General features: G+C 41.5%; 8 protein-coding genes. All 8 read right to left on the minus strand.

The features are described 5' to 3' along the window. Positions 1-83: 83 nt before the first annotated feature. Complete coding sequence (locus FTT85_RS08990; protein WP_180183364.1) at positions 84-1,304, minus strand: MFS transporter; 1,221 nt, start codon at positions 1,302-1,304, stop codon at positions 84-86. A 111-nt stretch (positions 1,305-1,415) separates the two neighbouring features. Next, on the minus strand, positions 1,416-3,683 hold the full coding sequence (locus FTT85_RS08995) for a TonB-dependent receptor (protein WP_180183365.1): 2,268 nt from the start codon (positions 3,681-3,683) through the stop codon (positions 1,416-1,418). A 15-nt stretch (positions 3,684-3,698) separates the two neighbouring features. Continuing rightward, positions 3,699-4,970, minus strand: a complete 1,272-nt coding sequence (locus tag FTT85_RS09000) for an MFS transporter (RefSeq protein ID WP_257232134.1) — start codon at positions 4,968-4,970, stop codon at positions 3,699-3,701. Further along, complete coding sequence (locus FTT85_RS09005) at positions 4,946-5,338, minus strand: hypothetical protein (RefSeq protein ID WP_078190999.1); 393 nt, start codon at positions 5,336-5,338, stop codon at positions 4,946-4,948. The genes FTT85_RS09000 and FTT85_RS09005 overlap by 25 nt, the downstream gene beginning before the upstream one ends. Further along, positions 5,335-5,967: a GNAT family N-acetyltransferase gene (locus tag FTT85_RS09010; protein ID WP_168378659.1), complete on the minus strand. Its 633-nt coding sequence runs from the start codon at positions 5,965-5,967 to the stop codon at positions 5,335-5,337. Before FTT85_RS09010 ends, FTT85_RS09005 begins: the two co-directional genes overlap by 4 nt. Before the next feature lie 54 nt (positions 5,968-6,021). After that, the gene (locus tag FTT85_RS09015) at positions 6,022-7,857 is read right to left on the minus strand and encodes an IucA/IucC family siderophore biosynthesis protein (protein ID WP_180183367.1); all 1,836 of its coding nucleotides are present in this window, start codon (positions 7,855-7,857) and stop codon (positions 6,022-6,024) included. Beyond that, positions 7,857-9,314, minus strand: a complete 1,458-nt coding sequence (locus tag FTT85_RS09020; RefSeq protein WP_180183368.1) for a lysine N(6)-hydroxylase/L-ornithine N(5)-oxygenase family protein — start codon at positions 9,312-9,314, stop codon at positions 7,857-7,859. The genes FTT85_RS09015 and FTT85_RS09020 overlap by 1 nt, the downstream gene beginning before the upstream one ends. Continuing rightward, positions 9,307-11,091 carry an IucA/IucC family siderophore biosynthesis protein gene (locus FTT85_RS09025; protein ID WP_180183369.1) on the minus strand — a complete coding sequence of 595 codons (1,785 nt, stop codon included), beginning with the start codon at positions 11,089-11,091 and terminating at the stop codon, positions 9,307-9,309. The genes FTT85_RS09020 and FTT85_RS09025 overlap by 8 nt, the downstream gene beginning before the upstream one ends. Positions 11,092-11,935 lie beyond the last annotated feature (844 nt).

Here is an 11,935-nt window from a genome sequence, read left to right on the forward strand (position 1 = left end):
CATGTAATCAAAACCCACTATTGTCAGGATAGTCCTATCTTCACACCGACCTATTGAAGTAAGTATACAAGTCTCTGCATATTTCACCCAGTTACTCGCTTGACGGTTTGAGTTTTGATTTGAAATAAAAAGAATACGATTAAACCAAGCATCACTAAAAATAAAAAATAATACGGAAATTCTTTGTGCCACTGATATAAACCCGTACTAATCAGTGGCCCGACAACAAAGCTCAAAGCCTGAGTGGCTGTACACCAACTTGCCACCTTGGTCTGTAACGCACTGGGCGCCGTTTGCGCTGCACCCGTTGTAAATGCAGGGATTAAACACGCAACCGATATACCATATAACAGGTACGTGGCTTGGAATATCCGTAATTCATTGGTGAAAACCGAAATTAGCAAGGCTGCAGCCATGCTAAACAGCCCAACCCACAGTAAGCGATATACGGACCAATTTAAATATTTAGAAATCAGCGTTTGCATCACCACCAAAGCAATACCCACGATGAGAGAACACTCTGCAAAATGCACTGCGCCTTCTGCAGCAGTCATATTAAAGCGGTCTTGAATATAAAACCCTGCCGTTAAATTCACGGTCACGATGGCAAGATAGAGACTGAATCCCAACATTAACCATGGATAGCATTGCTGAATGCTCAAATCCGTAGATGGTGCCTCATGCTTTTCTGTCACTGGCTTTTCAACGCTATGCTGTTCAGTATGTCGGTCAAAGCTGAACACCAAGACCACAGAAATCAACGCTAAAATAATGATTGCAGCCCACAGCGGCGTCATGATTCCACCAAAGCCCAGCAGCAAGGTTGTTAGAAATGGACCAATGATCACGCCTGTACTATTTAATGCACCGAATTTTGACATTGCTTGTGAACGCTGTTGCTCATTACTAAATCGGGTCATCACATAAGTTTGCAAGGCAATCTGTGGCATCGCCATAAATACCCCAGTCGCTGCACGTGAAAGCATTAGTAAACTAAATAGCAGCAACATCCCTATATGAACAGTAAAGCCATACATCAACACGGCTGTAAATAGCCCCCATGTCACAGCCATGCCCACAAAACCGATACTCAAGAGTTGATAAATCGAAAACTTAGATTGATTTTTTGAAATGTAAATGGCACCAACAGCCATCAGCAGCGCACCGACGGAAACCATCGCACCGCCTTGTAGTTCAGAAAGTTTTAACTCACGAACCAATGGCGCCAACAGCGGCAATATCATCGAGAAACTTGCACCATTGGCAAGACTGGCAGCAATAAACAGTTTGTTATTTCGATCCATTATTTTTGTTATCCATTTTTAATGGCTACGTTATAAACAATAGAGGTGACTTAAGCCACCTCTATTTTGTAAGTCACGATACCGTGCTTTAAACCTGATTCAGGCTTTAAATCAGTATTTCACCGTATAACTTAAACCGTAGGTGCGACCTTGAGCCGCTAGGCTAGAAATTGGGCCATAGACAGTTTCAACCGACTGGCTGTACACCGACTTATAATCCGTATTCCACACGTTGTAGACACCAAAGCCCACATTACCCGGTCCTACTTTTGCATTGGCAATCACGTCCATCGTTGCAAAGCCTTTAATTGCCGCTGCTGGAGCAGATCCATATTTCACAGCATCTTTTTGGGCTTTGTCTGTACCGCCAATCGCTAAAGCTTGAACACGTAGGCTCATGTCATTATCAAACTGCCATTCTGAAAATGCTGTTCCTTTTAAAGGTGCCACACGAATGGCATCCAATTCTTGCCAGTCACCTTGGGTATTTTTAAATTGGCCCGTGGTATATGCAACTGTGCCCCCAACCGTCCAATTTGATTGAACTTGATAACTGGCATTGGCTTCGACACCATAGATACGTTCATCGGTATCAATAACATCAATGGTGTAATTCGGCGCACCAAATTTCAGGCTTTTATCTGAGTCATTATAAAAAGCCGTCACGCCTGCATTTAAACCACCGGCATTTTGTACACGCCAACCGAGTTCATAGTTATTGACTTTAATCGGGTCAATGGTTTGGCTATTAATCACAGAATTTACCGGCACATCGCGCAACATACGTTGCACATCGGGCAAGTTTGAACCTTGTGAGAAATTGGCAAACACTTGCTGTGCATCTGTTAAGTGATACACCGCGCCAACATTAAACAGCGTTGCATCATGTTTCACTTTGCCGCCATTCAGTGTTTTCGCTACATAACCTGGGGTTAAATCTGCAGTAATGGCTTCCATATAAGGCACAGATGAATCGACATCGCTTTCTACACGTTCATGGCGAATGCCGGCTTGTAAGCCTAGTCGGTCGGTTAATTCATATTGCGCTTGGGCAAATACACCAAGTTTTTCTGTTTCAACATCAGGGCCAAAAGCATAGTAGTTAAACGGTTGATAATTCAGACCATTACTTTGAATAAACGTTGCGCTGTCATACATTTGGATATTTTGTTGATCTTTTTCATTTTCATAGTCCACACCATAGGTTAGACCTAGTTCACGACCATTTAAGTTAAGATCTTTTTGTAGAGCAACACGTGCGCCTAAAACATCGATATCGGTTTCTGACTGATACACCAAGAAGAGTTCAGGTGCCATTTGACGTGCAGATGGGAACCAACGTGCCTTTTCATTTCGATAATACGTTTCTGCGTTTAGACGATGCCCTAAAATATCTTGATTTTCATATTGTGCATTGACGCTATAACGTTCAGTTTGTGGTTGTTCGGCAAGTTGTAAGCCTTTTACCGCATTTAAAGACAACGGCAGCTTTCCACCCACGGGCTGTGAGCGCAGCGCATTTAAATTTGGACCATAGTCTGGACCATAGTCACTATCTTGCTCATCATTATAATATTGCGCACCGAAACTCAGCGTTTGACCATCGGCAATTTTCCAACTGACACGACCATTTAGATCTAAAGTGTCGGTATCTTGACGGTCTGTTTGCGCAATTTCAGGCCCAATACGGTTGCCATGGCTATCTTGTATTTCGCCACGTTTGGTATAGCTAGCACCTAAAGTTCCGCGTAAATTGCCTTGATTAAAGTTCATGGTTTGAGCAGCTTCATAAGCTAGCGCATCAGACTTAAAGTTATTACCAGAAGTGACACCGACTTTCGTTTCAAAACTCAGCGGCTCTGATCCACCTCGTTTGGTGATGATATTGATAATACCGCCTGTTGCACCTGAACCATAAATACTACTTGCACCTGAGACCACTTCAATTCGTTCAATCATCGACGGGCTAATACTTGCCAGTTGTCGAGATCCATCACGATATCCCGTTTGCGGCACACCATCGATCATGTATTGCACCACACGTCCACGCATGGTCATCCCATAGTTAGACGTTGTACCACTCGATGGAGTCAGTGATGGCACCAATAAACCGACAATATCGGCTGTGCTTTTACCTGCATTGGCTTGTTTTTCAATTTCTTCTTTAGGAATGCTGTACACCGTACCCGCAATATCGGCAATGCTTTTCGCAGAACGAGTTGCCGTCACAACAATCGGTGCCATTTTAGTAGCTTCTGCAGTTTGCGTTTCGACCGCAGTATTTTGTGCAGTGTCTGTCGTGACGTCTTGCGCATAAAGCTGAGTGCAAATTGCTAAGCTGAGACAAGTCAGTTGCATCGGTAGAGCTAAACGTTTCATATTCTTTTCCATTTCTTAGAGTTCCGATTGAGTCGGAAGAGTTTGAGTTTTTAAATTTTGTGTTTTTAAAACAATGCGTTGACTAAGTAAGACACTGATTACTGAGCCGATTGCCAATACCAAGTAAAAATGTCCATAGCCTAATGATTTTGCGAGAAAGCCTGAAAATGCGCCGCCAATGAAGTAAACGAGCAATTCAAAGCACACTAATATAGTGAAATCGGTACCCGCCTGTTCTTTAGAACTGGTCTGCATGAAATAGGCATAGAGTGATGTCATGGCGATATAACGAATGGCTAGCATCAGCACGACAAATAGACCTAAAAGCAGATGCCATTGATTCAACCACCCCAATACAACGGCTGCCCCAATGACGGCATATAGCAATGTACGTAACCATCCTGCCCAGACCAACAATTGCGTTGCTTTGATTTTTTTCAGCAATACAGCTGCACTAACGGCTGCAATCAGACCGACACCGGCACCCACCACAGACATCAACACCCCAATCTGAGACAGTGACCATTTTTGATCGATCAACATGGGATTGAGCATCGCCATTGCGGGTGCTTCAACCACGCGATAACAAACAATGAGTAGCAAGGCCCAACGAATCTCTGGTCGTTTAAACGCTTGTCGTAGGCTTGGTTTGGCTTTGGCAATTTGAGTTTGTGGTTCTTCTTGAATAAAAAACACAGCAAACATGGTTAAAAATGTCAGCAGCGCTAAAGTTGTGAGCGCTGACTGCCAACCCCAATATTGGTAAATCCATAAAGTTGCAGCGCCACCAAGCATGCTACCGACGGCCACCCCAATACTCTGTGCCATACTGCCCAGACGGTAATTGCCTTCGGTAAATTTCTCTACGGTATAACCATCAATCGCAATATCTTGCGTTGCCGCAAACGTTGAAATCCATAAACCAACAATGACAAATAAAGTCAGCCCATAAGAAAACTGCGTAAAGGCTAAAACCAGTACCCCCAGTACCAATGCGATTTGCGTAAACAACAGCCATGTTTTACGTTTACCGAGTTTTTTGACATAGAGCTGATCGATCCAAGGCGCCCAAAAAAACTTGAATGCCCATGGAATATAAAGCAGCGATAACATGCCGATCCAGCGTAAATCTACCCCTTGATGTCGTAAAATGGCAGGCAAAGCCACATTGTAAAAATACAAAGGCAATGCATGTGCTAAGTACAAAATAATCACGACGCTCAAACTCAGGACTGAAATTTGAGATGGTGAAATTGCATGATTTAATTTTCTTGAGTGTTGTTGCATATCCACCTCTGCACTGCCCATTGCAGCGCATCAGACTGTTCTAATGAAACGTAATAAGGCACACGCCACGCTGCATGCAGCGCGGGTGTATTTAAACGTTTGAAGTCATCTGGATCTTGCGCAATACGCACCAGACCCAAACAATATTGAAAAAAGAGATGTTTAAACTTCTTGTACCAAACGGCCTGTATTTGCCGATATTCTTCAGGAAAAGTCGTTCCCTCAGCCGTTTGCATAACCAAAACAAAGGGCTGACTTTTCAGAAAAAAGCGCTCAACTTGAGTCAACCATTGTTCAAACTCTTCCACTGAAACATGCGCTGAAAAGCGCATGTCCAGTATGTGCATGTGGGTGCAGCGATAACTCATGACACCGCCTTAGCTAGTTGCTGATGCTGAAATGCCTTGGAGTCGTTTAAGTAATGACCAAATTTTGAATAAAATGTTTCTCTAAAGCAGTAATACAACATGGCGGTCTTTTCAGGCATTGGGATTAGGCGCTGCGCTTCATAGCACATGTCTTCAACCACGACGGCATAAGGCTTCACACTATGATCAGGCTCTCCCACAATCTTGGCTGATGCGGCATTTTCAAAGATATAAAAACTCAATAAACGCATGACGGGACGTAAATAGCCTTTACCAAAAACGGACTTTTCACCAAATAACAAATGCCAACCTAGATCAAGCTCATCACCGTCGTAGTACAAACCTAAACGATCCCGTTTTCCCTCGTAAATCTCTGTGTATCCCACATCTTCACCATTGACTCCTACAATCAAAATTCGGTGATGATCATCCGCCAGCATTTTTTCGTAATATACTTTTAGTTCAGTTTCTGACTTATTGAGCTGCCATTGTGGAATCACATGCGGTTCATGCATCCATTTATGAACCAAAGCCATATCTTCTGGATATTGCATTTGTCGTAAATAGTATTGCGTCTCATTCTCATGGTACTCATAAAAATCAGGTAGTTGTCGTGATAACGTTGTCATGATGTCGTCCTTTAAATTTTTTTAATCTTTTCTGTTCTTAGCTCAAAAATCTGCTTATGAAGCAATACGGTTGGTTGTCATTTTCTGCTTAGCAGTATGCTGTTGTTCTGCCCACTGATTTAACGTGCTTGGACTCACAGGGTTTGCAATTGGATCTAAAAATACAGGTACTGGGCGTTCTGCTTCGTCGTTATAACTGGTGGTAAACAGTCGAACTCGGTTCAGACAAATTTTCTCGAACCTTGGACGGAACATACTGAATTTTTCAATACGATCTGCCAATTCAGGATGTGCCTGATGAAATTCATCGATCACGCTGGAGATGGTTTGCCAAAACTCAAGTTCTGTATGCTCTGGATAATCTTCAAGGAAGACATTACTGATATAGCGGTAATGCACCATGAACAAACCTGTAAATATAAAGTGACTAAGTTCTTCAGCAGGATGACGCAGTAAAATTTGCCCTTCTGGTGGTAAATTTTCGAGTTCTGGAAAATCTTCATCAACTAAATTGACATCATCAATAAAGTCCTTCAGCACCATTTTTTTCGGTAAGCCATTTTCATGGATCAACATGGTGTTTTCACCGTGTGGAGAAAAAGCCAAACCATATTTGTATAAGCAAATCAGTAGCGGTGTTACACAAACTTCGGCAAAACGCTTCAACCATTGCAAAGGTGTCAAACCTGAAGCCTGAATCAACACGGATAAAATAGACTGACCGTTTAGGTCTCGATGCAACAATGCGGCTTGGGAAAGTGCCATCTCATGTTCACCAATACATGGCTCTACACTTTCACGCCATAAGCAACCAAACAATTCTTTAAATTGATAAGGCGCACCCTCTATCTGATCAAAACACGGCTGCTGTAAAGTGAGACTTGCGACTTCACCCAAAAATGCTACCTGTGTTTTTTGCAGGTCTGCATCATGACGTTGTAAGTCTTTCAGCCAAGCGGTCACCGCAGGTGCAGCCAAATTTCGTTTTGAAGGTAAACCTCGATAGACCGCCGTATTAAAGATACTGACAGGTAACTTCACATAATGACGTTCAGGATGACTGGTATTGCATAAAGTACGAATTGATTGCATTGGCACATAGTCATCTTGTCCAATGTCCAGCTCTACAATGCGCTGATCGACGATTTCATTGGCATAGGTCGGGATTAACCACTGATGCCACTGCCATGCATGTACAGGAATAAAGTAATACTCAGCAGCATCTAAGGCTTTGTCCGCCAATTGCTGTTGAAAATCGTGTAATTGTCCTGAGTCTAATTCATGGCGATATAAGCTTTGCGCATCCCAAGCCTCGGTAGAACGAAACTTAGCTAAATCACGATGAACAGCTAACCACAGAACTTTAACCGTTGGAGAAATCTCTGGTGCTGAGCTTAAATAATCATCATAGCCAAAGCCCATACGGCCTTTACTCATAATGAGCCAGGGGTGTCCACGTAACATGCCTTCAATTTGATAGTGCGGTGCTGACAGCACAGCCTGACTTAGCAATCTCTGTTCATCAAAAACATGTGCTTCAGCCAACCATGTATTGTTCATTTCTTTAATCAAATAAGCCTTGGTAAATGGTTTCACCTCAGCTTGATTTGAAAAAGCACGAATAAATTCATGCAGATTCCATGCGGGCTCTGTTGTCGATTCACTTAACTCTCGAACGCTCCCTTCAACAATACGCCAATGCCCAAGCAGAAACTGTGTCGCTTCAAATTGATACATTTTGTCATCCAGTTTAAGTTGCCAAGTGTTATTTTCCACTGGCTGAATCTGAATAATTTCTTCATATAAAAATTCAGCAATCGCCATTTCAATCAGTCTTTGCCCTGCACGGCGCCACTGCGTTTGATTTATCTGTAATTTTGCAAATGTCATTATAATTTCTCGAGTTTAACCGTATTCTGTTCTTGCTTATTCGGCATGGTCGTATTGCGGTTCATTGCGTAGTTGGCAATGGTTTTTTTAACGGATAAAGGTCTTTGGATATTGGTTGGCGCTGATTTCTTCACAATGCCCATACTGTGCATTTCAGTATTTTCACTGGGTGAAAAATGTTGGAAACTTTGTGCTTGATCGCCTAAATCGTATAAGTCAAAACCCAATAATTGATTGGCAATGACCGCTGCACGGTGAGCACCCAGCCCTAAATCTGGTGTTCCTACGCCGTGGCTGTGCATTTCCTGATTTTGAACAAAAATTTCACCGACAGCGTCATGCTGTACGCGGTAGTCCTGACTAATTTTCCAGCGACCGAATTCATCACATTGAATCAGTGGTTTTAGATATTTGAGATATTGCCACTCTGGACTGTGATATCCCGTTGAAGCCACGACAAAGTCCGCATCTAGATAGAATTGTTCTGCCGTGACTTTATGCTGAAACTGCAAACGGATGCCCGCACCATGAGGCTCGGCATCGACCAAACCCACCTGAGCATGTAAATGCGTCTGTTGAATATTTTGACCAATACTCCGGTGATACAGTTTTTGGTAAATATCACGGATGGTTTTTGCACTGATGCCCTTATATAACAAACCTTGTTGTTTCAGTTGTTCGGCTTTATTTTCAGGACTTAGTTGATAAAAATGCGTAGTATAATCCGGACTAAAATGCTCTAAACCAAGCGGCGCATATTCCATCGGGAAAAACCCATTAGAACGGGTCAGCCAATGCAATTTAAACTGCGCTGTTGTCGTCTGATCCTGCAAATATTGACGATCAAACAGATCCATAAAAACTTCGGCCGAAGACTGGCCTGATCCCAGTACAACTACATTACCTTTCAAGTGATTTAACGCTGCATTGCAATAATTTGCAGAATGTAAGCAACGCTCTGGATATTGCTGTTGAATGTCTTTTAGACACTGCGGTAAATGCGGAACATTCCCCGAACCAATGACCAAATTTCGGCATTGATAACGTCTAAAACGTCCATCTTGCTCAACCATGACTTCAAAGCCTTGCTCTTGGGCATAAATGGCTTTTACGGTTGATTGATATTGAATATGCTCTAGTTGGTCTGCAACCCACTGACAATAATGATTATATTCACGTCTAGGAATCTGAGCTTGTTCTAAAAAATAGAATTTGTATAAACGCTGCTGCGCCTTTAAGTAATTTAAAAAACTAAAAGGACTGGTTGGATCGACCATGGAAACCAGATCGGCCATAAACGGCACTTGCAGTACTGTATTGGGCAATTGCATACCCGCATGCCAGTCGAACTGTGGTTTCTTTTCAAAAAATTGATATTGCAAATGATTTTGCTTATGTAGCAAACTCGCCAAACTAAGGTTAAATGGCCCTAAGCCTATCCCAATAAAATCAAGCATATTGCACATCCTTCTGTTCGACACATAAAGGATTTGGCAACTGTACATAAACCGATTGCTGATCGACTGGGGCAATCAATTCATCCAGCTCATACAAGCGTGTCAACAGATTGCCCTTATACGGCAAGGTTGGCTGATACAGTAATGAATGAATCAATGAACTCTCTGGATAAGCCTGATGTAAGTCCAACAGTTCATTTTGCAATATCGATATCAACACTTGCTCTGTAACATATCCAGTTGCACCAATTCCATTGATGATTCCAAATAAAGTATTGCCAAAGAAATAATAGCTAAAGCGCTCATCGACAAAGGCTTTTGAACCCACGGCATGCGCTTTTTCTTGCAACTCTGGAAACGCGCTTAAGATTTCACCTGCAAGTTCTTCAATATAGTAAAAGCCTTGATTGTCACGCAGCCATAGATATTTAGGCATTGCATGTTCCAGCTCAAGTAAGACATTTTGCTGATGTGATTCAAAGGCCATTCCGTATTGGTGATACAAATACATCAATGGTTTTAGACTGATAGCTAAGAATTGTTTAAACCAATTGATCGCAATGGCGCTTTGATCAAGTTCAGGTTGTTGTTTTGCGATTTGTTCAAATAAGGCATTAAAACGGCTTTTCGGCTGTGCAGGATGATCTTGGCATAATGATGCAATACAACTCACCTGCTGCTTTTCACTGAAAGGCTGATCACGGAAGATGCAAATAGTTTCTTCGACGATTTCATCATCTATTCTCAATGCCATCCACGCAGGATCATTCACCGCTTTGAGCGTTGGGCATTGTTGTAAAATACGTTCACCGAGACTTGAATGCCAAAGTCGATGGGTCATTTCACCACGGTGGCATTCTTTGGCAAGGTTGACTCGGATTGAATTGGTGATCATTACAGATAGTGATGGTTTTAACATCCACGGCGCTGCAAAACTTGCCATAGTCCGTACCGAAGTTGTTGGTGAAAATGCCCAACCTTTCTCGCCAAAATCGATAATTTTTAATTTGGTTTTTAAACTTTTAAACCATGCTTTTGACTGTAAATAACGTGCTTGCCAAGGATGCAAAGGCAATAACTTATAATGTGAATAGGCATTCAGTAGTGCTTGATCAGTTTCTGATAAATGCCATTGCAATTCGCTTTTCAATTGCGCTGATACAGCTTGATCTAAAGCTGAACCTTCTTGAATATATTCTGGAGCTACCAACCAATAATGCAGTTGGCTGAGACCTTTGGCTTCTGGCGAATACCTTTCCCAATCTTCATGCACAAAACCGACCCGACTTTTCGGTGCAGGATGCATGCTGTGCCCTAAAATTAAAGCTTGTTCCGATTCAATGAAACTTTGTTCCGCTTGGACCAAAGCCTCAAAATCATGTTCACGTAGTGTCAAAAATTGAATAAGCGCTTCACGACTTTCGATCCAACGCTCTAATAATGATGAAGCATCCAGTGTATGACCTGACTCTTGTACGAGCTGTTCAAGTAATAAACTCGCGATCGCGGTGATACTAAATGACTGTTTCTGTCCTTTATTAAAAACGTATGGGATATCTGCAAGACGATGTCTACCAACAAGGCTGACATAAGATAGTGGTACAAATAACTGTGATTGTATGCAATCTAAGGGGATGCATAACAACGTCAAGCCTTGGCTAAACGTCAATTGTGATGAATTCTGTTGATACTTTTCCAGTAAAATACCTTTACCGGTTTCTTGTGAGTATGCATTGACAAGATGCTGCATCGCCAAGCGATTAGCAAGCTCTTTCATCTGACCATATCCTCTATTTTTAAGCTTTTCCAAGCTTTGTCATGTAATTATGTTTCTTTAACTGTGCAAGTAATGCTTAGTACGCTGGCCAGCGCGAAACCATGTTAATGATAATCATTATTGTTATTAATTGCATTTTTGTGAAGATTTGCTACAGGATTGCAAATTTGGTCTTATCTCTATGTATTTAAAAATTAATTTTTTTAATATGAACTTTTCTGTTTTTATTTATACAATTTTCTGAAATGGAACTAAATGATAATTTTCTCATTTAGTATAGAACAAATGAATCGAATTGCTTATTTTTTAGCCAAATTATCACATTGTGCAACTTAAACTAAAAACCCATGTTTTTTACATGGGTTTTTATATTCTGCTTCCAACCGAGCTTTTATTTAAAGCAAAGTACAAAAAGTGTAGTTAAATTTTAATGATTGAAGACTTTACTGGCATCATACTGATCATGCATCTTTATTGACTATAAGCATGTATTTCATAACAAACACCTACTGATTTCTGATCCATATCTTCTATTCAGACTGGCTATACAGCATGAATGATGAATATGTACTCAAACGATTGGGTTGAAATCAATCAATTGATTTCAACCCAATCCAAAAACTTGTGCTTATCAAAAAAGTCTGGCGCAGCATTCGCAAATACACTTTTTTCTCTGTTGTTAAATATTCCTTTGTAATAAAAAAACTGAACCGTACTGGGTTTGTCGGAGACATTTTTATTTAAGTTAGGCCACGTGACCTAACGGGTTAATCTTATCATAGTACATTGCTTCAAACTCAAAAGGCGATACATAACCCAATGCGCTGTGTACACGCTTTTTGTT

The organism is Acinetobacter sp. YH01020 (assembly GCF_013420275.1).
GTDB lineage: Bacteria > Pseudomonadota > Gammaproteobacteria > Pseudomonadales > Moraxellaceae > Acinetobacter > Acinetobacter amyesii.

Bases quoted from the DNA above. Each gene is read 5' to 3' on its own strand.
- FTT85_RS08995 (WP_180183365.1), bottom strand. From the start codon at position 3,683: ATGAAACGTTTAGCTCTACCGATGCAACTGACTTGTCTCAGCTTAGCA.
- FTT85_RS09025 (WP_180183369.1), bottom strand. From the start codon at position 11,091: ATGAAAGAGCTTGCTAATCGCTTGGCGATGCAGCATCTTGTCAATGCA.
- FTT85_RS09000 (WP_257232134.1), bottom strand. From the start codon at position 4,970: ATGCAACAACACTCAAGAAAATTAAATCATGCAATTTCACCATCTCAA.
- FTT85_RS09020 (WP_180183368.1), bottom strand. From the start codon at position 9,314: ATGCTTGATTTTATTGGGATAGGCTTAGGGCCATTTAACCTTAGTTTG.
- FTT85_RS09010 (WP_168378659.1), bottom strand. From the start codon at position 5,967: ATGACAACGTTATCACGACAACTACCTGATTTTTATGAGTACCATGAG.
- FTT85_RS09015 (WP_180183367.1), bottom strand. From the start codon at position 7,857: ATGACATTTGCAAAATTACAGATAAATCAAACGCAGTGGCGCCGTGCA.
- FTT85_RS08990 (WP_180183364.1), bottom strand. From the start codon at position 1,304: ATGGATCGAAATAACAAACTGTTTATTGCTGCCAGTCTTGCCAATGGT.
- FTT85_RS09005 (WP_078190999.1), bottom strand. From the start codon at position 5,338: ATGAGTTATCGCTGCACCCACATGCACATACTGGACATGCGCTTTTCA.